We start from the raw sequence: 22,066 nt of genomic DNA on the forward strand, positions 1-22,066 counted from the left end.
AAAAACAAAACCCCCGGTCGGGAGGCCGACCGGGGGTTTGGAAAACTCTGGTAGGCGACCCGTTTGAAATGGGCGCCGGTTGGGTATCAGGCGCGCCAGTGGCTAAACCAATACCCAAAATAAAAGCTGACCGGAGTCTGGACACTGCTCACCCGGGCAGCCGCAACCGAGCGCAGGGCGCTGGCGGTGTGAAGCTGTGCAAGGACGTTGAACATGGTCTGTCTCCGATGAATGATCCGCAGCTTACTAGAGCGAGGCGCGCCGGTTCAATAAGAAAATCCTATCGGATTGATGACACCGTCCACGCCGCTTGAGTCCGGCGGGCTTTGTGACAAACTCAGCGCTTTGTCCCTCCGTCAAGGACGCACCATGAGCCGAGCCTTTGCTGCCGCCCAATCGATTTCCATTCCGGGGGACATTGCCGGCAACCTTATCCATCATCAGCGCTTCATGGAGTCCGCCGCCGATCGGAATGTGGGGTTGCTGGTGTTTCCAGAACTGTCGCTCACCGGGTACGAGCGAGGGCTGGCCGCGGAACTGGCTATCTTGCCGGAGGATGTTGTGTTGCAACCGCTGCGCGACCTGGCGCGGGAGCTCGGCCTGACTGCGGTGGTCGGCATGCCGATTCGCCTCGCGGCCGACGCCCCGGTGCTGATCGGCGCATTGGTGCTCGGTGCGGATGGCTCCCTTGGGGTCTACAGCAAACAGCATCTGCACGCGGGAGAAGAAATCGCTTTCGCGCCCGGTCACGGCGGTTCGATCCTGGCGATGGGCGCGGATCGCGTGGCGTTGGCGGTGTGCGCCGATTTTTCCCAGGCCAGCCATGCGGCGGCAGCCGCGGAGCAGGGCGCTACGCTATATGCAGCCGGCGTGTTGATAACCGAGGGAGGCTATATAGCGGACACGACGTTGCTGCAAGGTTACGCCCGACAACACGCCATGATGGTCCTGATGGCCAATCACGGCGGCGCTACGGGAGGGTGGGAGTCGGCCGGTCGCAGCGCGATCTGGGCAGCCGATGGCTCGCTGATTGCCGCGGCGCCAGGCGTCGGCGAGCTTCTGGTCATGGCTCGTCCCCAGGGCAGCGGCTGGGTAGGGCAGGTGGTGCCGCTTTGACGAGGTCTAAAATGATGTTCGAATGGCGCCCGGCTGAAGTCGATGATATCGAATTCGCCCGACAACTGACGTGCAGCAATATGCTTCCCTATTATCTGCGTCATGATTTGCTGTGGCAGGACGAAGCGTTTGACCTGGCCTGGGTGATTCGCCAGAACTTGATCATCCATCGGGGTGACCAGGCGCTGGGTTTCGTCAGCCTCAGCCGCGACGCCCGTGCGCTGTATATCCGGGAGTTGCAGATTGACAAGGCGTTTCATGGGCAGGGGGCCGGAACCTGGGCGATCGGACAGGCCTTGGGGATGGTGGCGCTGGAGCGTCGCCCCGCGTTGCGCCTGACCGTGTTCAAGGATAATCCGGCCAGGCAGCTCTACGAACGCATGGGGCTGCGGGTCGTCGGCGAGGATGAATGTTTCCTGAGAATGCAGCGGGACGTTGCCGCTTGAGGCTGCGGATGTCGGATTTCATGAAGATGTGTTGTAACTTTTATCTGCCCCTTTGCGCTAGGTCTGCCGAATGCTTTTTGCTAAGGTGTGAGGCAACCCATACAAGACCAAATCGTGAGGTGTCTGCTTGATTAGGGTGTTAGTGGTCGACGACCATGATCTCGTCCGTACGGGCATTACACGGATGCTGGCTGACATCGATGGCCTGCAAGTGGTTGGCCAGGCCGAGTCCGGGGAAGAATCCCTGATCAAGGCGCGGGAGTTGAAACCCGATGTGGTGTTGATGGACGTCAAGATGCCGGGCATCGGCGGCCTCGAAGCTACGCGTAAACTGCTGCGCAGCCATCCGGACATCAAGGTTGTCGCGGTGACCGTCTGTGAAGAAGACCCGTTTCCGACCCGGCTGCTGCAAGCGGGCGCGGCGGGTTACCTGACCAAGGGCGCTGGCTTGAACGAGATGGTCCAGGCCATCCGCCTGGTGTTTGCCGGCCAGCGCTACATCAGCCCGCAGATCGCCCAGCAGCTGGCAATCAAGTCTTTCCAGCCGACCAACGATTCGCCCTTCGATGCGTTGTCCGAGCGGGAAATCCAGATCGCGCTGATGATCGTCGGCTGCCAGAAGGTCCAGATCATCTCCGACAAGCTTTGCCTGTCACCCAAGACCGTCAATACCTACCGTTACCGTATCTTCGAAAAGCTTTCGATCAGCAGTGATGTCGAGTTGACGCTGCTGGCGGTGCGCCACGGCATGGTCGATGCCAGCGCCTGAAAATGACCGAGCAGTTTGATCCCAGCGCTTTTCTGTCCACCTGCAGCGGTCGCCCTGGCGTGTACCGCATGTTCGACAGCGACGCGCGCCTGCTTTATGTCGGCAAGGCCAAGAATCTCAAGAAACGCCTGGCCAGTTATTTCCGCAAGACCGGCCTCGCGCCGAAGACTGCGGCCCTGGTGGGGCGCATCGCGCAGATCGAAACCACCATCACGGCCAACGAAACGGAAGCATTGCTGCTTGAGCAGACGCTGATCAAGGAATGGCGCCCGCCTTATAACATCCTGCTGCGCGACGACAAGTCCTACCCGTACGTGTTCCTGTCGGACGGAGCGTTTCCGCGCCTGAGCATTCATCGCGGGGCCAAGAAGGCCAAGGGGCGGTATTTCGGTCCTTACCCCAGCGCTGGGGCCATTCGTGAAAGCCTGAGCCTGCTGCAGAAAACCTTCTTCGTTCGCCAGTGCGAGGACAGCTACTACAAGAACCGCACCCGGCCGTGCCTGCAATACCAGATCAAGCGCTGCAAGGCCCCGTGTGTCGGGCTTGTCGAGCCCGAGATCTACGCTGAAGACGTCCGTCACTCGGTGATGTTCCTGGAGGGGCGCAGCAATGCGCTGACCGACGAATTGTCAGCAGCGATGGAAGAGGCATCGATCAACCTCGAATTCGAGCGCGCCGCAGAGCTGCGCGACCAGATCGGGCTGCTGCGCCGGGTGCAGGACCAGCAGAGCATGGAAGGCGGCAGCGGTGATGTCGACGTCGTTGCGGCGTTCATCAACCCCGGCGGCGCCTGCGTTCACCTGATCAGCGTGCGCGGCGGCCGCGTTTTGGGCAGCAAGAATTTCTTCCCCCAGGTGGGTATCGAGGAAGACGTGGCCGAAGTCATGGCGGCTTTTCTCGGCCAGTACTACGTCAGCAGCCCGGAGCGCGATTTGCCCAGCGAGTTGATTGTCAACGTGGTGCATGAAGACTTCCCGACCCTGATCGAGGCCATCGACAAGCTCCGCGGTCGCGAACTGACCATCAGTCACCGTGTGCGCGGCACTCGGGCGCGCTGGCAGCAACTGGCTGTGACCAACGCAGAACAGGCGCTAGGCGCGCGCTTGGCCAACCGCCAGCATGTGGCGGCGCGATTCGAAGCCCTTGCCGATGTCCTCAACCTGGATGAGCCACCGCAGCGACTGGAGTGCTACGACATTAGTCACTCCAGCGGCGAGGCGACGGTAGCCTCTTGCGTGGTGTTCGGTCCGGAGGGGCCAATCAAGTCCGATTACCGACGTTACAACATCGAGGGCGTTACGCCGGGCGATGATTATGCGGCGATGCACCAGGCGCTGATGCGGCGCTTCGGCAAGCTGAAGGACGGCGAGGGCAAGTTGCCGGACATCCTGCTGGTGGACGGTGGCAAGGGCCAGTTGTCCATGGCCCGCGACGTGCTCAATGAATTGTCGGTCCCGGACCTGATCCTGCTGGGGGTCGCCAAGGGCGCCACGCGCAAGGCTGGTTTCGAGACCCTTTACCTGAACGACGCGGCCCACGAATTCACCCTGAAGGGAGACTCGCCGGCGCTGCACCTGATCCAGCAGATCCGCGACGAAGCCCACCGTTTCGCGATCACCGGCCACCGCGCCCGGAGAGGCAAGACCCGCCGTACGTCTACGCTGGAAGGCGTGGCGGGGGTTGGACCGACGCGCCGGCGCGACCTGTTGAAACATTTTGGTGGCTTGCAGGAGCTGTCTCGTGCCAGCATCGAAGAGATAGCCAAAGCACCCGGTATCAGTAAAAAGCTCGCAGAGTCGATTTATGCGAACCTGCATAGCGAGTAGAATGCCCGTCAACCTCGTAGCCAGTTGTGCCGATGAATATCCCAAACCTGATTACCGTTCTACGCGTCCTGCTCATCCCGATCTTCATATTGCTGTTCTATTTGCCGTACCACTGGAGCTACGTGGCTTCCGCCTCGGTCTTCGCCTTCGCCGCCGCAACAGACTGGCTCGACGGCTACCTGGCCCGCCGCCTGGAGCAGAGCACGCCGTTCGGCGCGTTCCTCGACCCGGTGGCCGACAAGCTGATGGTCGCGGTGGCGCTGGTGCTGCTGGTGCAGGAACACGGCAACCTCTGGCTGACCTTGCCGGCAGCGGTGATCATCGGACGCGAAATAGTCGTATCGGCCCTCCGCGAATGGATGGCCGAACTGGGCGCCCGTGCCCAGGTTGCGGTATCGAACCTGGGCAAATGGAAAACCGCCGCCCAGATGCTGGCGTTGGTTATCCTGCTGGCGAACCCCTCGGACTTCAGCTTCTGGGTGCTGTTGGGTTACGCATTGCTGCTGGTGTCCGCAGGCCTGACATTGTGGTCGATGGTCCAATACCTGCGCGCCGCCTGGCCGCACCTGCGGACTGACGTTGATCCGAAATAAAACTTTTTTGAATCAAAGGGTTGACGGCGTGTTATGAATCTATAGAATGCGCCACACCAAGACGCGGGAATAGCTCAGTTGGTAGAGCACGACCTTGCCAAGGTCGGGGTCGCGAGTTCGAGTCTCGTTTCCCGCTCCAAGATTCAGAAAAAGCCACTCAGATGAGTGGCTTTTTTTTGTGCCTGGGAAATGTCTGCAAGCTGCTTTCGGCCAAAAGCTGCCGTTCGAGAAATGCAGCGTCTGACTCAATTACAGACATCGATTCACGGGCCACTGGAATAAATGAGCACAGCTATGAATGCTACGAATGGAGATAGCAAAATCAGTCCACCGACGACAACTGCCCAGCCCCAGGCAAAACCACTCTCCCCCTTGAAGCGGCCGCCACTCAACAAACCCAGCACAAAAACACCAATGCGATGAGCTATAAAATCGATAACGAAGTCCATTCCCCTTTCTCCTTGTCGGTTTTCTCAGGAACGTCAGAACGTCCTCTTCTGGCCGATAGCCCCATAATGACAGGCAGAGCTCGACCAAAAGAGCGCTAGCCCTCGAAGAAGCCTTCTAAAGGCTCCAACCGCTTACTCGTTTCCATGCGCACATTGCGCAGGCACGGTTTCCAAGTATGACGCGTACAGCGGCTCCGAAAGATAGCCGATCATAATCGAGCAACAGCGGGCGCCGTTTGAGCTAATCACTGCTGCTGCCCATAAGGATCCATCGTTGCTCCAAAGTATGGATATCGAACGCAAAATCCCAAAACACTGGGTAGGCTGGGTGCCCTTTTGCAAGCCAGAATGAGGTTACGTTTTCGGCCTGATTGAGATTCACTGATTGGAACAAGGCTTCGGCTAAAGAGATGATTTCCGAGCGATTAGTCAACAGATACAGTGGCCCATAACCGCCATCGCCCGCGTGAAGCAACAACTCCAGTGCCTGGCTTCTGGCATCCTCCACAGACACTGAGGTCGTATTACCAACGACACAGTCTTTGGAAACAGAACTACGAAGGGCCTCTTCGAGAGTTTGGTTTATACCAAGAGGGCCGTAGGTATTTATCCAGACGGTATAGTTGTATCCCTCCAAGAGATGTTCGAGCCTGAGAACATCATCTGGTCTGGTGTCTATCACTATTTTCATGCTGGAACCACAGGGGCGGCCTTGGGTGAGTACGCAGTTTACTGGGACCAATCCGGCGTGTTCGTGGTTGGTCTCTCCTGGGCCGAAAGCCGTCGTTTAAACGTTTGAGTTCAGCACCAAACAGGCTGCATGCCAAGTCTGGTATAGCCCCATACACGAGGCGTTTCGCCTTCGATCGAAAACGGGAGGTTGTGTTTTCTTAGCGTGGACAGCAACCAATCGAGCGAAACCGCTCTGAGTTCGATCCACTCGATTTCCGCTACCGGATGGATGTGGTAATGCCAATCGCCATCCCAGTCTGTGCAATAGCCACTCGGCGCTAAAACACTGTGCAGTCTGAATTCTGGTTGCATTTGCGGTGAGCGAAGCATTGCCTCGATCAGCTCGGCCCATTTGGTCTTATTCATCACTGACAAAATTGTGCCGGCAGCCAACAGCTTGTGAAGCTTCACTTTAGCAGCATCGTCGGGCTCGGGAAGTTGCTGCTTAAAATTCGTGCCCCTCATTGACTCGGCGGTTCCTTCTGCAGTTTGTCGAACGTCTCCAGCGCTGCGCGGAACTCCTCCAGGGAAAAGCTTACCGGCTGGTTTTCCGCGTTCCAGCGAGTAGAAATACCCACTTCCAGCTTGCCGGAAGCGCTCCAGCCGAAACGCCGCCAATGCACGGTGTCGCCGTCGATACCTGTTCGACCATCAGCACGGTGCAGTCGAAGTCCATATCATCGCTGCACACCAGCAGTGGTACAAGGGTGGAGCTGCCGTCCTCGCCGGGAATGAAGCGACGCCTGGCGAGGGCATCTTCTTCCTCATCCATTAACCACATTAAGGAAAGCCCAAGCAGGGCGACACTGGCGTCATTCAGGTGGGAGGCCAACCATTGCTCGATGGCCACATCGTCAATGGTCAACCACGCGCAAGTGCTGCGGGAGAAGGCCGCTTGATGGTAAGCGGCGTGGATGCGGTGATGCATGAACGAATCCGTCTGTTAATAAAGGAAGCCTAGCGAGCTATTGTGCCTATTTTTAATGCGCTCATGGGTAGCAATAATTTGGTTTTGAGCAGCCGTTATTTTCCAGAAGCGTCGGGCCAATCTCGCAGAGAGATCGGGGGCAGACCATGGTTATAAAATTGTGGTCTGGCCCCGATTTTCACAAAGAATTCGACCCAGAGGAACTGACATTATTTTTTACGGCAAAGGACTTTGTCGGCATTTGCCATGGCTGGACCTTGTTTGACGAGTGACCGCTTAGCATTAGCCTTCTGAGAGGCAGCTTCTGGCCGATTCTGTTGAAAAAGTCGGTCCTTCCAGACTGACGGGCAGCAATTGGCCGATTGCTGTCTATTGGGACGGGCAAAAAACCAAAGCGGATATTGGGACGTGTGAGTGTTGGCCGGGACTGGCTCGGTTCCTAGTGAAGGCACATTCAGCGCATCCAAGCACGAAGAGCTTCGAACTCGGTTGGGTTCGGATGGCGTAGTCGGGCGGCTAACGATTCCTCTTCTTCTTGAGAGATGAAGGCTTTGACAATTTTCGACATGCCTCGAGGGCCAGCCTGGTAATTCATGGCGACACACTGTCGACTAAACAGGGCCCCAAGAAGCGCATAGTCTGCGGGTAGTAAAGCCGTTTCGATCAATGCCACTTCACTTTTCAGTGCGATACTGTAGTCCGTTTGAGGCGGTAGCCAAGATAGGTCCGCAGCGACGCGCACGTATTCCCTTGTCACGAACGACGAGATATCGGCATGGGCAAGTGGAGACGGCTGAGCAAAATGAAGTACCTGAGCGATCCCCGAAGTCCCGTTGTCCAATCGAACCAGGCAGTAGGGCTCACCGCCGCCTGTAGCCGCAAAGGGAAGAAAGGTTCGACCCTGCTGGTCATCAGGGTTAAGCCACTCATTGATTTCTCGTTCTGCTTCTTCGGCATCAAGCCAATGAAAATCTACAAGGCTACTCAGTGCAGCCTTTGAAGGGGGTGTATGCGCTATTCCCATGAGTGCTGCGAGGTGTTCTGGAAATTCAATGTCAATTCTGTGTGCAAGATTTTGAAAGGCTTCGACGACTGCAACAGCTTGTCCATAATCCAAAGTCGAAAAATCTCCATATCTGATAGCAGCGCAATCGAAGTCTGGAATTTAAATCATCGCCCTCGATTTCCAGGCTTGACCTACTGTTCATGTGAGCCGCTATTGTCGGTGCGCTCGCAGAATCCTACAAAGCTACAGCTAGAGGCGCAAGCACCCTAAATCCACTCGATATCTGGCTGTCGCGAGGGCCGTAATCGACCCAGAGCAGATGCCCAGACATTCAAACCAAACGAGTAGATAATCGACTGCTATTCCAGCCATTTCCAGTGCGTATGAACAACGAATCTTCCCAACGCGAATCTACCGGCAGTACAGCAAATAACCTTGCGCAGGCCCACGGTGTCCGGCCCCTGTCCGTTGATGGCTATCATCAAACGGTAGAACTGTGCGGTCGCGTCGCCTGCGGCTGGCTGTTCCGCTACAGAATCATTTGCAGCTTGGACATCCCAGCGCATGACCAAGAGTCATTCGCTGGCGCTGTAGGTTGCTTGGTTGCTGACGACGGAGAGATACGTGATCTCTCAGGTCCGATGTTCATGGACATGCTTAAAATGCTGGCATAGCTCGCGGGACCACGTTGGCCGACCTCTGCCCTTGATACGACTAGCGACATTAAGCACGATGGCCCGACCCAACTCCGCCGCCTCATGGCACCCGAAAACTTTCGAATCCGAAATAGAGATAGGCCGCACATAGAGGGTTCCCAGTGATGTGGAAACCGCCGCCTTCTCAGGCACTAGGTCATCGAGCGAAAGCCGTCTAGGTCGCGCGCCAGTTGCAGCTTCAGCTTTATCTTTCGCTCCGAATTGAGTCTCATCAGCGATCCACTTAAAGGCCTCTGCTTCCTTGCAGCGTCCGCCCCATCCTCAGTTTGACGAATCCGCGGACGCTCTGGAAGCGTTCCATAGTGAAGGACTACAATCGGCCAAAAGCTACCGCCCAGAAAGCTGATGCTGAGCGGTCACTCGTCAAACAAGGTCCAGCCATGGCAAATGCCGACAAAGTCTTTTGCCGTAAAAAATAATGTTAGCTCCTCTGGGTCAAATTCTTTGTGGAGCCAATGCCTGGGAATTGGGCCTCTCGTTATCACGTATTCCAAGCGGTATTTTTGAACAGGGCCAAAACTGAAGGAGTGTGAATTCAACTCAAACCTGTCACCTCTGTTGAGCGCCCACAGCTTTTTAACGAGGCAGCCATCAAGCAACACCTCTCCTGCTATCTCAATGAGATACCTTGAATGAAGTTTCTTTTGAAGCCTAACGCTTCTGGCCATACATCAACCTATCTATGAGCAGCTGGGACATCAGCATGATAATACTGGAACATGATGAGGACCGCTTCGGGTTGGTTCCGGTATTTCGGGACCGGCTACAATCAAATTAAATCTCGGACGCGGCTTTTACAGCGCCGACATAGGACGCTGAGCTGAATGTAAATGGCCCAACGTTAAGTATTATGCGAGGTTCTTCATATCCATTTTCGTAAGCAAATTCCTCCCAAATAATCTCGCTACGACACCTGCGAATTTGCACTGAGTAGGCTCCGCATCCGATGTCGCCACACTCTGGGCAGATGTAAATCAACACCCGATATGGCTCCACCTCTGACTGACCGCATCGAAGGAGGCTATCGGAAAAAAGGAGATTTTGTTCTGAAAAACCCGATACGAAACCGCTCATGAAGTCAGAGTGGCCACCATCAGCGGTCGCTAGAATTTCTAATAAAGAACTGTCGTCAATTCGAAAATCGGAAAAGCAACGCTCAACAGTGGTACAGCCGTTTGATGAACCTCCAAGGCGAACTGTGCTCTTAGACGTCAGAGTGCTGAGCTGCATGGTGTGTTCCTTGCGAAAAAAATCACGATTAGACACATTGGGCGTGAACCAGGCAATACCAGAGGTCACCAGCGAATGTCTGCTCATGGCCGTGAATGACCGCTTACGAACGGCCGCTTTTGGCCGATTGTAGCCATTCACTACCAATAGCCAGCCCATCGCAGCAAGTCCTCAATAAGCCGTCTAGACTCCATGCGCACTCATTCACTCTCAACCCAGCGCAGGTCGCCGAAGCCTCCTGCCTTGAAGGAGTCCGCCATGCGATATCGCATTTTCGGCAATACCGGCCTGCGGGTCTCTTCGCTCGCGCTGGGTACTGGCAATTTCGGTAAAGGATGGGGTTACGGGGCCGAGGTGGACGAGGCCCGTAAAATCTACGACGGTTACCGTGAGGCTGGGGGCAATTTCATCGATACGGCCGATCAATACCAATTTGGCCAATCGGAATCCATGCTCGGCGATTTCATGGCGACCGAGCGCGATGAAGTGGTGCTGGCTACCAAGTTCTCGCTGGGTGATTCAGCCGGTGCCGGCGTCCTGCGCGCCGGCAACAGCCGCAAAGCCATGCGCAGCTCGGTGGAAGCCAGCCTCAAGCGTCTCAAGACGGATCACATTGATCTTTTGTGGGTGCACATGCCCGATGGCGTAACGCCTATCGACGAAATTGTGCGGGGGCTGGACGACCTGATCCGCTCTGGCAAAGTGCTCTACAGCGGACTGTCGAACTTCCCGGCTTGGCGTGTGGCAACGGCCGCCACCCTGGCCGATCTTCGAGGCTGGTCGGCGATATCGGCGTTGCAATTGGAGCACAGCCTGGTAGAGCGCTCGGCCGAACGCGAACTCCTGCCGATGGCCGCGGCATTCAATCTGGGAACCGTCGGATGGTCGCCGCTCGGCGGTGGTTTGCTGACTGGTAAATACCGCAAAGGGGAAACCGGTCGTGCTCAGGGTTTGGGGGCGGTGATCCACGATGAGGACAGCGAGCGCAAGACCTCGACGGTTGATGCCGTGTTAGCGATCGCCGAAGAGACCGGCCACACGCCGGGTCAGATCGCAATCGCCTGGGTGTTGGCCAAGGGAACACTGCCGATCATTGGCCCACGCACGCCGGAGCAGATGGCCGATAACCTGGCGTCAGTGGAGGTTCAGCTGACGGCGGATCAACTGGCACAGCTGGACGCTGCCAGCGCCATGCCCCTTGGATTCCCGCACGATAAGGTGGCTGCTTCAGCGCCTTCGCTTGCTGGCGGTAAGGCAGAGCTCATTGATGCAACGAACCGGGTTGTTCGATGAGTGGAGTTTCCAGGCAGTTCGCCCATTTGCCCGCAAACCGGTAGAGGGGCATGAATGCTTCCGATAGCTCCAAGCCAAGTGGCGTGAGGCTGTAGCCGCCGTCGACTCGCTCGACAATGCCAGCGTCGCGCAGCTCGTGGATTCTGCTTTGCAGCACGGTGGGAGAGATGTCTCCCGCCGCACTTCTCAGAGCCCTGGAACTCATCGCGCCATGGCGCAGTTCCCACAGGACCCTCAGCGCCCATTTTTGTCCGAGTAAGTCCAGGAGCGCCATGATTGGCCGGCGTCCCCTGAGTATTGATGAAGCGCACCGCTGGTTATCACTCATGGTTATTGCCCTTGTTTGCTACACATTCAGTAGCGACTATCCTTGCTACACATTTGATAGCGGAGGATACGCGATGCCACGAATCAAAGCACTCAATGAACCCTACCCAGCCGATGTCAGGGCGGATTTCGACAAGATAATGGGCGTAGGAGTACCGCCACTCGCTCTATTCTCGACCATCGCAAGCAGCGATCGCGCATGGCGGAAATTCAAGGCAGGTTCGCTGCTGGATGGCGCGTTGCTGACACTTCGCCAGAGAGAATTGGTCATCGATAGGGTGTGTGCTCGCACAGGTTGTGAGTACGAGTGGGGGGTGCATGTGATGGCCTTCGCGAAGGCCGCCGGGCTCTCCAGGGAAGAGATTGCCGGCACGTTGGAATATCCGCTTCGCCCAGGGCAGTGGAAGGAGGAAGAGGCCGCGCTATTGACCGCGGTCGATGCGCTTCATGATCGAGCGACTTTAAGCGATGAAGCATTCTTTAACCTCAGAAAACACTTCGACGATGATCAGATCCTGGAGGTTCTGATGCTCGCGGGCTTTTACCGTACGGTTTCCTACATTGCGAATGGCCTCGCATTGCCGCTGGAGCAAAATGCAGCGAGCTTCAGTGAATATCGCAAAGGTGAGACAGCTGGGCATTGATTGCTTCTGGTCGAAGTTTTTCGGTCACTGACGCACCCCTGTGATAGCGGTGGGGCAGCTTGCACCAATGTTGAACGTTCTGACGCCATCGCGAGCAAGCTCGCTCCCACAGTGGATCGGGGGGGAGGTCGGATCAGCACGTCGCATCGCAGCGGCTTGACCTTGAGGTTGGCTTTAGGCTTAAAGTCGACTTCAAGGGCAACGGATTTTTCAGGGGGTGCTATGAGGATAGGCGAACTGGCGAAAATAAGCGGGTTGGCGCCGTCACGCATCCGGTTCTACGAAGCCAGCGGTCTGATCAAGTCCGTCGGACGCAAAGCCAATGGCTATCGGGATTACGCACCTGATACCGAGTGGGTTCTGGAACTCATTACCGGCGCACAGGCGGCCGGTTTCTCATTGGAGGAAATTCGCCAACTGATGCCGATGAATGCCGGCGGTTGGCAACACGATGAGTTGCTCAGTGGACTCAAGCAGAAGGTTGAGGAGATCGGCGTATTGCAGCAACGGCTGGCCCAGAACAAGGCGCAACTTTTGCTCGTCATCAAGGGCATCGAGGGTAAGCCCGAAGGCATGGCGTGTGCGGACAACGCGCAGTTACTGATCAATCGACTGCGTGAAGAAGGCGTTGTCCATTCTGCAGGCAAGCGTGCGACAGCGTCCTCCAAGAGAAAAAATACCCGTCAGGCTTCCGGGGCCTGACGGGCGTAAAAATTTCGATCCCGTCAAAAGCACGCAAAAAGAAAAAGCGATTGACCTTAAAGTGGACTTCAATCTTAAGGTGCCTCATACCCAGCTGAGGACCGCTCCATGAATGTGTTCGACACCCTGATGCTCCCCAACGGTTCGACCATCAAGAACCGAATCGCCAAAGCCGCCATGGAAGAAAACATGGCGGACGCCGACCAGGCGCCCTCCGAAGAACTGATGCGTCTTTACCAGGCGTGGGCCGACGGCGGTGCCGGCCTGCTCATCACCGGCAACGTGATGGTCGACGGCCGCGCCATGACCGGACCGGGTGGCGTGGTGTTGCAGGATGATCAGCCGTTGGACAAGTTCAAGCGCTGGGCGCGTATAGGCCGATCCGGCGGTGCGCAGTTCTGGTTGCAGATCAACCACCCAGGTCGGCAGATGCAGGCCAACCTTGGGCAAAAAACCTGGGCGCCGTCAGCCGTGCCGTTGGCACTGGGCAACATGTCCAAGCGTTTCGCCACGCCTTACGCCATGCCCCCTGGTTTGATTGAAGAGGTCATCCAGCATTTTGCGAACACTGCACGCCTTGGCGAACAAGCCGGATTCACCGGCGTGGAAATCCACGCCGCCCATGGTTATTTGTTGAGTCAGTTCCTTTCGCCGCTGACCAATCAAAGGACGGACGAGTGGGGCGGCTCTCTGGAAAACCGGGCGCGGTTGTTGCTCGAAGTCGTCAAGGCGGTCAGGGCTGTGGTTTCGGCGGAATTCGCAGTAGCAGTCAAACTCAATTCCGCCGATTTCCAGCGCGGAGGGTTCACGGCCGATGACGCCAAAAGAGTGGTCGGGCTGCTCAACGGCCTGGGGGTGGATCTGGTGGAATTATCTGGCGGCAGTTACGAAGTCCCCGCCATGCAGGGTGAGACGCGTGATGGGCATACCTTGGCCCGGGAAGCTTATTTCCTCGAGTTTGCCCGTGAAATCCAGACCGTCGCCAAAATGCCGGTGATGGTCACCGGTGGCATACGTCGACGTCCGGTTGCCGAAAGCGTCGTGCAAAGCGGTGTGGACATGGTGGGCATCGGTACGGCGTTGGCCATTGATCCTTACCTGCCGCGTGACTGGCTGCAGGGCAAAGACAAGGCCCCGCAATTGCCGCCGATCACTTGGAAAAACAAGACCCTTGCGGCCTTGGCGAACATGGCGGTGGTGAAGTTTCAATTGCACAAACTGGGTCGGGCCAAACAGCCCGATCCGAGCGTGTCGCCGTTGCGTGCACTGATCCTGCAGCAGCTCGCCCTGGCATTTCGCACGCGTCAGTATCGGCGTTGGGTGGAGAAGCGTTCGATGTGAGTTGATGTTTGTTGAAGGCTTGATGAGCCAAGTTTGCCTAAGGCCTATCGCGTGAGTAGAATGCGATTAATTATCAATCATGTACTTGCCGGGATTCCGATGCGCAGCGATGAAACGCTAGGTAATGCAGATCTAGGGCTGCTCTATCGAACCCACCACTCGTGGTTACACGGCTGGCTTGTCCGACGCATCGGATGTCGCGATAACGCAGCAGATTTGGCGCAGGACACCTTTGTACGTCTGCTCAAATCCCGCCAGTCCAGCCCCTTGCGCGAACCACGCGCCTATTTGAGCAGTATCGCCCGCGGACTGATGATCGATCAGTATCGTCGTCGTGAACTCGAACGTGCCTACCTGGAAAGCGTCACTTTGCTGCCTCAGCACGAGGTCCCCTCGGAAGAAAGCCGGCTGTTGATTCTTGATGCGCTCGAGCGCATAGACCGCATGCTCGGTATGCTGAAACCCAGAGTTCGCCAGGCATTTTTATTTGCCCGACTCGACGGTCTGACCTGCGCGCAAATAGCCGAAAAGCTGGGTGTTTCCCGTGCGACGGTGGAACGCGACCTGGCCACGGCCCTGCAGCACTGCTATCGCTTGCGTTATGTCGAGGCATGAGCCGCAGGCGCTCGATCCGGCCATTGTCGAGCAGGCGATCCAATGGCTGGTGCGCCTTCGCTTCAATCAAGCCGATGAACAAACACAGCGCACTTTCGAGCACTGGCTGCAGCAGTGCCCGGAGCATGTGTTGGCGTGGCAGCGTGTGGAAACGCTTGGGGATGAATTTTCAGGCGTGCCAGCTCAATTGGCCCGACAAACCCTTGAGGGTACCCATCATGGAATGCGGCGGCGGGAAAGCCTGAAGCTGCTGGGCCTATTGGCTACTGTTAGCACCGCAGCCTGGCTCGGCCGGGACTATACGCCCGTACCTGCCATGCTTGCGCAGCAGCGCAGCAGTACCGGCGAGCAACGACGCTTCCAACTCGATGATGGCAGCCTTATCCAGCTCAATAGCGATAGCGCCGTCGACAGCGATTTCGACGCCCAGCGCCGCCTGATAATCCTGCGGCGTGGTGAAATCATCGTGAATGTCGGCGCGGATCAACACTCGCCTCGAGCGCGACCGTTCTGGGTGCAATCACGTGACGGGATCATGCGTGCTCAGAGTTCCCGCTTCCTGGCGCGCGAGCTGGATGATGGCACTCTGGTCGCGGCTCAGGAAGGATCAGTCACGGTTTTCCCCGGCTCCAGTCAAACTCCTGCGAGCCGCAGCGTCCAGGCAGGAAGCCAGCTGCTGTTCTCATCAAGTGGCACCCGAATGTTCAGGGACAACGGCCTGGATCTATGGAGCTGGGGGGACGGGGTGATCAGTGCGCGCAATATGCGCCTCAATGATTTCATCGTGGAGTTGTCGCGTTATCGCCCCGGGGTGCTGCGCTGCGCCGAAGAGGTCGCTGATCTTCGCGTTTCCGGCACCTTCCAGCTCGCCGACAACGATCAGGTCCTGGCATTGGTCGCGCAGTCACTGCACTTGAACATTGATTATCGAACCCGTTATTGGGTGACCGTGACCGCTGCCACCTGAGCCCATCAAAAAATTTTGTGCTAGCTGAAAAATAATGAGGTAGCTTCTCATTCTCGTTCGACCTCTAAGGAAGGCCGGAATACAGGCCAGTCTGCCGATGTCCTTTCTTGGAGCGAGAAAATGAGTTCGTCCCCCGTTTCACAGCGCCATCCATTAAATCGTGCCTTGCACGCTGCGATTTTGGGTTTGATCGTAAGCAGCTATGCATTGCCATCGCTGGCGCAAACATCGAGCGCTGACCACAGCAACCCAGTCAAGCAGTGGAACATCGCTGCCGGCCCACTGGCGCCGGCGCTAGACCGCTTTGCGCGCGAGGCTGGCATCAGTCTTTCCTTCGACGCGTCAAGTGTCGCGAACCGCACCACTGCTGGCGTGAATGGCACGCTCGATACGTCGGCAGCGCTGTCATCGTTGCTGCAGGGGAGTGAATTGCAAATCGAACAGCAGGGCCCGAATGCCTATCTACTGCTCCCTCAACCAAAGCCCGCCGGCCCGCTGGAGCTCGACGCAACGGACGTCGACGAATACCGCCTTGCACCCCTTATCATCAATGCCAAGGTCAGGGTCAGTGCCGACGACGACGCCAACTCGGTAGTTGCCAAGGAGCTCTGGGTTGGCGGCAAGGTGGCAACCAGCATTCTCAATACACCGGCATCGGTGTCGGTTGTTACCAACAAGGAAATGGAGCAACGCAGCGTCAGCACCACGGAAGAGGCACTGCAATACACGCCGGGCGTGATCAGTGATTTCTATGGTACGGATGACCGCAACGACTATTTCCAGATCCGGGGCTTCCAGGCCACCACCTACCGTGACGGCTTGACCCTGAGTTCGATGCGCGGCGTACGCGAAGATCCGTTCGCTTATGAACGCATAGAGATTCTGCGTGGCGCCAACTCCACGCTGTTTGGCCCAGCGGACCCGGGCGGTTCGGTGAATTTCGTGACCAAACAGCCGCGCTTCGAACAGTTTGGCCAAGGCTATGTGACCTACGGTTCGTTTGACCATGTGGAGACAGGCATCGATGTAGGGGATGCGCTGAATGACGAGAAAACCGTGGCTGGCCGCTTTACTGCCAAAGGCCAGAACAGCGACCGCGAGTACGACCACTCACAGGACGATAACCGGTTGGTGATGGGTGGCCTCACCTGGGCACCCACGGATTACACGTCAGCCACCGTGATTCTGGACTATCTGAAAACTGAAAGTTCGCCCAACAGTGGCGGCTATCCGCTGGACAAAGAGTACGACCGCAGCAAGTTTTATGGTGAGCCCAGCTACAACTTTCACGATGTCGAGCGCACCAGCCTCAGCGGTAATGTCACGCATGACTTCGACAACGGCTTCGTACTGCGAAGCAATCTGCGTTACAGCAAATTGACCGATGATTTTGGCTACGTTTACCTCAGCGACAGCGCTGCACGTGTCGGTACTACTGTCGACCGGTATCTGTTTGGAACGGACACTGAGGCCGACCAGTTCAACGGCAATCTGATGCTGCAATACGATGCCCGCTTCGAGAACATCGACAGCAGCAGCCTGGTGGGCGTGGAGTACCTCGATTCGACCACCAAGGAAAGCTCGGTCTACGCCATGACGACCCCGATTGACATCAAAAATCCTGTGTTTACTGGCGTCCCAGGCTCAATCACGCCGTATGCCGTCAACAAGCGAGACGCGACCACCAAGGCCGTATTCCTTCAGCAGAACCTGTCGTTCTACGAGCGTTTCATCGTCACCGCGGGTATGCGCAACGACTCGATGGACCTTACCAGCAAAGGCTTGCAATCCACTGAGAAGGACAACTTCTCCGAAACCTCCTACCGAGGTGCGTTGACTTATATCGTCAACGACGAGGTGTCCACCTATGTGAGCATGGTCGAATCCGTCTCGCCGCCGCAGGTTGGCGTAACCCCGCAGACGGGCACGCAGTACGAAGTGGGCGTGAAGTATGCGCCGATGGGAATGGACGCACTGTTCTCCGCAGCCGTCTATGACCTGACCCAGGAAAATGTCACCATCGCCGTGGTGCTGCCGAGCGGCATCATCGAGCAACAGACGGTGGGCGAATCGCGGGCGCGTGGCCTCGACCTGGAGGCCAAGGCGCAGGTGACGCAGAACATCAGCCTGATAGGCGGCTATTCCTATATGGAGTCCGAGGTACTGCGCGGTTCGTTGTACGACGGCAGCTCCCTGAAAGGTAATGAATTCTCCACGGCGCCCAAGCATTCCGCTTCGCTCTGGAGTTATTACGACGTGCCCGGTACTGATGTCAGCGTCGGCTTGGGTGCGCGCTACGTCGGCTCTTATTACTTCGATGCAGCCAACTCCGGCAAAAGCGATGGCACCACGCTGTTCGACGCCGCCTTCAACTACGAGATCGCCAAGGGCACCGACCTTGCGGTGAACGTCAGCAACCTGCTGGATGAGCAGCACGTGGTCGGTTCCGGCACAGCGAACTTCTACAACCCGGGTCGCGAGATTACCGCCAAAGTGAGTTACAACTGGTAAGCAGGCGTATAAGGCCTTCAGTCGCGATTGCGGTATTGGACGGGTACCCACTCATACCTGCCGGCTTCGCGCCTGATGTGGCCTATGCCCGGAAATGGCAAGTGAGCCACTGCTGACAACCGTTGCTCACTCGCGGCAGCCTCGAATTGTTGTAGCCGCTGGGCGCGAGCGGCGTTCTGATTGACGTCGAAGGTTATTGTCACCTCCGGCCGCGAGAACTGGATGAGGCCGACATGCATGATGTCGCCCCAGAAATCGATGCTCTCGCCTTCGCTTGTGACCCGAAAAAAGCTGTGGCCCGGCGTATGTCCCGGCGTGGGAATGGCGGTGATTCCCGGGAGGATTTCGGATTCGGCTGCGAATGGCTTCAGCTTGCCTTCGCGCTGGTACGGGCCAACCGTCTTCAGCGCTTGCTCCAGATAATCCGGCTTTAACCCCTTGTCCAGGTTGGCGCGGTCCAGGAAGAAGTCGACGTCGGCCTGGCCGACGTGGATGGTCGCATTGGGAAACATCATCTGGCCGCCGCGTGTCAGGCCGCCGGAATGATCGGTATGGATGTGGGTAATCAGCACATCGGTGATCTGCGCCGGCTGGTAGCCCGCAGCCGCCAGGCTTTCGGGTAGCTTGCCGCCAACGTTACCGAACAATTCACCGGCACCGGTATCGATCAGTACTACATCTGAGCCAGTATCGACGAGGTAGGCATTGATAGACGTCTCCAGCGGGTTGCGAGCAAATCCGCGTTGCAGCATTGCGTCGATCTGCTTTGGGCTGATGCCTCTAAGCAGCGGATGTAGATCGAGGGGCAGCGTCCCGTCGCTTAGTGCGGTGATGCGGAACTTGCCCAGAGTGAAGGCGTAGATGCCTGCGAGTGCAGGTTTATGGGGCGGTGCCGTCGTTGCGGTCGACGTCTGTGACGCTAGCGCTGCGGTGGGCGACGGTGAGTAGGTTGCACCCGTGACTAGGGCGGCTGTCAGTAGGGCCGCAAGATGGAACCGCGCGTGGTTATGCATGATGAGTACCTTTGTGAGTGTAACCATCGGTGATCGCTGCGATAAAGGTAGATAAAGCGCGTTCAGTGTGAGGCACCGCGTACGCCTTAGCCGCTAGCCAGTACCGGCTGTATCTACGACATGCTTAGGCTTCATAGCGAAATATTATATGCGTGACGCATGCATTTTGCCAATCGCTGATATATGCTTCGAGCACATATCGGCAATCGGAGAATCTCATGCAGCACATCACGAGCGTCACCAGCAGCCAGGCTGCTCTCACTTCCAGCATTTCGAGACTCGAGAACGTAAGTCGGGCAATTGTCTTGTCCGGCGTTGTTCTTCCCCTGCTAATGATTGGTCTACTCAAGTTCACGCAGATCGAGGTGCAGGTACTCATACCCCTGATCAGTGGCACCCCATGGCTGGCCTGGCTTTATCCAGTTCTTGGCGAAGCCGGTACCTCGTACTTATTAGGTGTAGTCGAGATACTGACTGCATTGCTGCTCATCGCTTCACCCTGGTCTGCTCGAGCAGCTATCGCAGGTGGGTTGTTAGCATCGCTGACCTTCTTTACGACCATTTCCATGATGTTGGTATTGCCGATATGGGAGGCCGGATCGGGAGGTTTTCCATGGCTGAACTTCCTGGGCACGTTCCTGATAAAAGACGTTGCGTTGTTAGGGGTGAGCCTGGTGATCCTCACCGAGGGGCTGCAGCGTATGTTGCCCACTCTAGCGGCTAATCAAAATAGGGTTCCAATACACTCTCAATCCAAGTCATGAAGGCCCGGACGCGTTGGGAAAGGTTACGCCGATGCGCGACTACGAGCGACGCCGACAGCGGCTCTGGTCGTAGATCGGGCAGAATTTCCACCAGATCGCCGCTTTTGATGTGGTGCGCAAGGGCCAGATAACCGGCCTGAATCAGTCCAATCCCCGCCAGGCCCGCAGCATGATAGGTTTGCACGTTATTCACTTGCATCGCCCCTGGCAACGCAAGTGATGCGTAGCTGTCTCCCTCCGGATATTCCCAACCAGCGAGTCGCGCGCCGAGTGTCGGCGTGTAGTGAACCATCTGGTGACCCTGGATGAGGAGGTCGTCGAGTGTTTGCGGTATGCCGTACTTTGCCAGATAGCCTGGACTCGCCACGTTCATCATGCGCAGTTTGCCGAGCGAGCGGGCGATCAGTCTGTCGTCCATGATCGGCCCGAGACGAATCACGCAATCAAACCCTTCTTGAACCAGATCGACACGGCGATCCGTGCTGGATAGTTCCAGCTCCAACTCAGGATTGGCCTTGAGTAGTTGCGGCAGAGCGGGAATCACGACGGTCTTTGCCAACTCAGTCGGCATATCTACGCGCAATCTCCCCCTCAGAGGGGCGCCGCTGTTCGCGAACATGGACTGCACGTCCTGAGCTTCGGCCAGCAGGTCACGAGCACGTGCATAAAAACTACGACCGTCTTCGGTCAATTGCACGCTGCGTGTTGTTCTGTGCAGGAGGGTCGCGCCCACGTCCCGTTCCAGCTCACGAATCACCGTCGACACCCGTCCCTTCTGGATTCCCAGGCTTTCAGCGGCACGCGTGAAGCTCATCATTTCCGCAACGCGGGCAAAAATCAAAAGTGCCTGAAGATTGGGCATTGTTCACCGATTGGATAACAGTGTGTTCGGATTCGGATGGTTTATAACTAATTTTGGACTCAGTAGAGTAACTCTCAGGTTGTCAACAACTCCAGAACTTGTAAGGGAGCACTCATGAACTCAACTTCCACGCCAATCCGAACGGTCATCATTTATCACTCAGGCTATGGCCACACCGTACGAATGGCAGCTGCCGTCGCCGAAGGCGCTGGCACCGACTCTGTATTGGTTGCAATCGACCCCGAGGGCAATATTTCCGAGGATGCCTGGCAAACACTCGCAGACGCAGACGCAATCGTCTTCGGTTCGCCTACCTACATGGGCGGCCCTAGCTGGCAGTTCAAGAAATTCGCGGACGCCTCTTCCAAGCCCTGGTTTGAAGGCGCATGGCAAAACAAGATCTTTGGCGGCTTCACCAATAGCGCGAGCATCAACGGCGACAAGCTCAATACTCTTGAGTATTTCTTCCTGCTCTCTGGGCAGCACGCCGGGATCTGGGTTGGTCTGGACATCAAACCAGCGAACGTCAAGGCGTCGAAACGCGACGATTTGAACCGCATGGGTTCTTATATCGCGCCCATGGCACAGACGCCGGCGGATGCCTCTCCTGACGAGATGTCATCGGGAGATCTGGAGACCGCGCGTCTGTATGGCGCGCGCGTCGCATTGATTGCCGGACAGTTCCGAGCCGGTAAATCTCAGTCTGTCTGATGTCCACTCGCGCCGACGATACTGGCCCGCTGCTGTGCTCATTTTCATCCATTGATCTCGAAGGAGAAGTCATGAAATACAAGCGACTTGGCCGTACGGGCCTGTATGTGTCCGAGCTGTGCCTGGGCACGATGACGCTCGGTGGTAATGCCAACGCGGGTATGTGGGCTGCAATCGGCGCGGTTGAACAGGGCGAAGCCAACAGGTTGATCGCCCACGCTCTGGCGCAAGGGATCAACTTCATAGACACCGGCGATATTTATTCTTTCGGTCAATCGGAGCGCATGCCAGTTCTTGCGCCCAAGAACCCATGGTCTGATTTGGTTTTCAGCCCAATTGTTTGGATATAGCGCAAGGCCTGCTCGGCGAGCGTGCTCTTGTTGGCAGCGTGCAACTCGAAGAACTTGCGCCGCGCATGGGCCACACAGCCGATCTCGGTCACCCCGAGTTCGAAGCTGGCTTTGTAGCCACCAGAATCATCACAGACCAACTTGCCCTTCCAGTC

The 22,066-nt window shown here is 57.0% G+C and carries 26 protein-coding genes, 1 tRNA gene and 1 pseudogene; 16 read left to right on the forward strand and 12 right to left on the reverse strand.

Translation table 11 applies throughout. From position 1 onward, the window contains the following. Window positions 1–86 precede the first annotated feature (86 nt). A complete protein-coding gene (locus J3P97_RS10875) occupies window positions 87–215 on the reverse strand; it encodes a hypothetical protein (protein ID WP_434604005.1) in 129 nt (42 codons plus the stop codon). A gap of 154 nt (window positions 216–369) precedes the next feature. On the opposite strand from J3P97_RS10875, the gene J3P97_RS10880 reads away from it, so the two are divergent. From J3P97_RS10880 to J3P97_RS10905, 6 genes are all read left to right on the forward strand, one after another. Beyond that, on the forward strand, window positions 370–1,116 hold the full coding sequence (locus J3P97_RS10880; protein ID WP_434674120.1) for a carbon-nitrogen hydrolase family protein: 747 nt from the start codon (window positions 370–372) through the stop codon (window positions 1,114–1,116). An 11-nt stretch (window positions 1,117–1,127) separates the two neighbouring features. Then, window positions 1,128–1,562 carry a GNAT family N-acetyltransferase gene (locus tag J3P97_RS10885; protein ID WP_434568866.1) on the forward strand — a complete coding sequence of 145 codons (435 nt, stop codon included), beginning with the start codon at window positions 1,128–1,130 and terminating at the stop codon, window positions 1,560–1,562. Window positions 1,563–1,689: 127 nt separating this feature from the next. Further along, entirely contained in the window at window positions 1,690–2,331 is a 642-nt protein-coding gene (gene gacA / locus J3P97_RS10890) for a response regulator transcription factor GacA (protein WP_003200277.1), read from the forward strand. A gap of 2 nt (window positions 2,332–2,333) precedes the next feature. After that, window positions 2,334–4,157 carry an excinuclease ABC subunit UvrC gene (gene uvrC / locus J3P97_RS10895; protein ID WP_305495279.1) on the forward strand — a complete coding sequence of 608 codons (1,824 nt, stop codon included), beginning with the start codon at window positions 2,334–2,336 and terminating at the stop codon, window positions 4,155–4,157. A 32-nt stretch (window positions 4,158–4,189) separates the two neighbouring features. After that, entirely contained in the window at window positions 4,190–4,750 is a 561-nt protein-coding gene (gene pgsA, locus J3P97_RS10900; RefSeq protein ID WP_030141409.1) for a CDP-diacylglycerol--glycerol-3-phosphate 3-phosphatidyltransferase, read from the forward strand. Between the two features lie 63 nt (window positions 4,751–4,813). Continuing rightward, window positions 4,814–4,889 (forward strand) — tRNA-Gly (locus tag J3P97_RS10905). 124 nt (window positions 4,890–5,013) lie between these two features. Here the strand turns inward: J3P97_RS10905 and J3P97_RS10910 are convergent. The 7 genes from J3P97_RS10910 to J3P97_RS10940 all read right to left on the reverse strand — a co-directional run bounded on the left by J3P97_RS10910 (window position 5,014) and on the right by J3P97_RS10940 (window position 9,970). Further along, window positions 5,014–5,199 carry a hypothetical protein gene (locus tag J3P97_RS10910; protein ID WP_434604293.1) on the reverse strand — a complete coding sequence of 62 codons (186 nt, stop codon included), beginning with the start codon at window positions 5,197–5,199 and terminating at the stop codon, window positions 5,014–5,016. Window positions 5,200–5,440: 241 nt separating this feature from the next. Then, window positions 5,441–5,890 carry a hypothetical protein gene (locus J3P97_RS10915; RefSeq protein WP_434604295.1) on the reverse strand — a complete coding sequence of 150 codons (450 nt, stop codon included), beginning with the start codon at window positions 5,888–5,890 and terminating at the stop codon, window positions 5,441–5,443. Between the two features lie 110 nt (window positions 5,891–6,000). Then, window positions 6,001–6,396: a DUF6678 family protein gene (locus J3P97_RS10920; protein WP_434604298.1), complete on the reverse strand. Its 396-nt coding sequence runs from the start codon at window positions 6,394–6,396 to the stop codon at window positions 6,001–6,003. Between the two features lie 70 nt (window positions 6,397–6,466). Continuing rightward, window positions 6,467–6,859: a hypothetical protein gene (locus J3P97_RS10925; protein ID WP_434674121.1), complete on the reverse strand. Its 393-nt coding sequence runs from the start codon at window positions 6,857–6,859 to the stop codon at window positions 6,467–6,469. 454 nt (window positions 6,860–7,313) lie between these two features. Next, window positions 7,314–7,976 carry a hypothetical protein gene (locus J3P97_RS10930; RefSeq protein ID WP_434604301.1) on the reverse strand — a complete coding sequence of 221 codons (663 nt, stop codon included), beginning with the start codon at window positions 7,974–7,976 and terminating at the stop codon, window positions 7,314–7,316. Window positions 7,977–8,937: 961 nt separating this feature from the next. Beyond that, window positions 8,938–9,249, reverse strand: coding sequence for a hypothetical protein (locus tag J3P97_RS10935; RefSeq protein WP_434604303.1), 312 nt, complete (start codon window positions 9,247–9,249; stop codon window positions 8,938–8,940). 106 nt (window positions 9,250–9,355) lie between these two features. Then, the gene (locus J3P97_RS10940) at window positions 9,356–9,970 is read right to left on the reverse strand and encodes a hypothetical protein (RefSeq protein WP_434604306.1); all 615 of its coding nucleotides are present in this window, start codon (window positions 9,968–9,970) and stop codon (window positions 9,356–9,358) included. A 99-nt stretch (window positions 9,971–10,069) separates the two neighbouring features. Between J3P97_RS10940 and J3P97_RS10945 the strand changes: the two genes are divergently transcribed. Beyond that, window positions 10,070–11,104 (forward strand): aldo/keto reductase, encoded by a 1,035-nt coding sequence (locus J3P97_RS10945; protein ID WP_434568864.1) that lies wholly within the window; start codon window positions 10,070–10,072, stop codon window positions 11,102–11,104. Here the strand turns inward: J3P97_RS10945 and J3P97_RS10950 are convergent. Next, window positions 11,073–11,378 (reverse strand): winged helix-turn-helix transcriptional regulator, encoded by a 306-nt coding sequence (locus tag J3P97_RS10950; protein ID WP_434604308.1) that lies wholly within the window; start codon window positions 11,376–11,378, stop codon window positions 11,073–11,075. The genes J3P97_RS10945 and J3P97_RS10950 overlap by 32 nt on opposite strands. Between J3P97_RS10950 and J3P97_RS10955 the strand changes: the two genes are divergently transcribed. The 6 genes from J3P97_RS10955 to J3P97_RS10980 all read left to right on the forward strand — a co-directional run bounded on the left by J3P97_RS10955 (window position 11,377) and on the right by J3P97_RS10980 (window position 18,211). Next, window positions 11,377–12,075 carry a carboxymuconolactone decarboxylase family protein gene (locus J3P97_RS10955; RefSeq protein ID WP_434674122.1) on the forward strand — a complete coding sequence of 233 codons (699 nt, stop codon included), beginning with the start codon at window positions 11,377–11,379 and terminating at the stop codon, window positions 12,073–12,075. The genes J3P97_RS10950 and J3P97_RS10955 overlap by 2 nt on opposite strands. Before the next feature lie 222 nt (window positions 12,076–12,297). Continuing rightward, window positions 12,298–12,777 carry a MerR family transcriptional regulator gene (locus J3P97_RS10960; protein WP_434604312.1) on the forward strand — a complete coding sequence of 160 codons (480 nt, stop codon included), beginning with the start codon at window positions 12,298–12,300 and terminating at the stop codon, window positions 12,775–12,777. A gap of 108 nt (window positions 12,778–12,885) precedes the next feature. Further along, window positions 12,886–14,118 (forward strand): NADH:flavin oxidoreductase/NADH oxidase family protein, encoded by a 1,233-nt coding sequence (locus tag J3P97_RS10965; protein WP_434674123.1) that lies wholly within the window; start codon window positions 12,886–12,888, stop codon window positions 14,116–14,118. Window positions 14,119–14,217: 99 nt separating this feature from the next. Then, window positions 14,218–14,733, forward strand: a complete 516-nt coding sequence (locus J3P97_RS10970; RefSeq protein WP_434605091.1) for a sigma-70 family RNA polymerase sigma factor — start codon at window positions 14,218–14,220, stop codon at window positions 14,731–14,733. Continuing rightward, complete coding sequence (locus J3P97_RS10975; protein WP_434674124.1) at window positions 14,720–15,700, forward strand: FecR domain-containing protein; 981 nt, start codon at window positions 14,720–14,722, stop codon at window positions 15,698–15,700. Before J3P97_RS10970 ends, J3P97_RS10975 begins: the two co-directional genes overlap by 14 nt. A gap of 120 nt (window positions 15,701–15,820) precedes the next feature. Beyond that, the gene (locus J3P97_RS10980) at window positions 15,821–18,211 is read left to right on the forward strand and encodes a TonB-dependent siderophore receptor (protein WP_434674125.1); all 2,391 of its coding nucleotides are present in this window, start codon (window positions 15,821–15,823) and stop codon (window positions 18,209–18,211) included. Between the two features lie 17 nt (window positions 18,212–18,228). On the opposite strand, the gene J3P97_RS10985 is transcribed toward J3P97_RS10980, so the two are convergent. After that, entirely contained in the window at window positions 18,229–19,224 is a 996-nt protein-coding gene (locus J3P97_RS10985) for an MBL fold metallo-hydrolase (RefSeq protein WP_434674126.1), read from the reverse strand. A gap of 218 nt (window positions 19,225–19,442) precedes the next feature. Here J3P97_RS10985 and J3P97_RS10990 point away from each other — a divergent pair, with 218 nt between their 5' ends. Further along, window positions 19,443–19,988, forward strand: a complete 546-nt coding sequence (locus tag J3P97_RS10990; RefSeq protein ID WP_434674127.1) for a YkgB family protein — start codon at window positions 19,443–19,445, stop codon at window positions 19,986–19,988. Here J3P97_RS10990 and J3P97_RS10995 read toward each other — a convergent pair. Beyond that, a complete protein-coding gene (locus J3P97_RS10995) occupies window positions 19,945–20,850 on the reverse strand; it encodes a LysR family transcriptional regulator (protein WP_434674128.1) in 906 nt (301 codons plus the stop codon). The genes J3P97_RS10990 and J3P97_RS10995 overlap by 44 nt on opposite strands. A gap of 114 nt (window positions 20,851–20,964) precedes the next feature. Here J3P97_RS10995 and J3P97_RS11000 point away from each other — a divergent pair, with 114 nt between their 5' ends. Further along, window positions 20,965–21,561, forward strand: coding sequence for a flavodoxin family protein (locus tag J3P97_RS11000; RefSeq protein ID WP_434568854.1), 597 nt, complete (start codon window positions 20,965–20,967; stop codon window positions 21,559–21,561). A gap of 161 nt (window positions 21,562–21,722) precedes the next feature. After that, window positions 21,723–21,911 carry an aldo/keto reductase gene (locus J3P97_RS11005; protein ID WP_434674538.1) on the forward strand — a complete coding sequence of 63 codons (189 nt, stop codon included), beginning with the start codon at window positions 21,723–21,725 and terminating at the stop codon, window positions 21,909–21,911. Here the strand turns inward: J3P97_RS11005 and J3P97_RS11010 are convergent. Beyond that, window positions 21,896–22,063: pseudogene (locus J3P97_RS11010) on the reverse strand (IS66 family transposase); the annotation flags it as partial. The gene J3P97_RS11005 and the pseudogene J3P97_RS11010 overlap by 16 nt on opposite strands. Window positions 22,064–22,066 lie beyond the last annotated feature (3 nt).

Origin of the sequence: Pseudomonas sp. R1-15, assembly GCF_051132085.1 — a bacterium.
In the GTDB taxonomy this organism is placed as follows: Bacteria; Pseudomonadota; Gammaproteobacteria; order Pseudomonadales; family Pseudomonadaceae; genus Aquipseudomonas.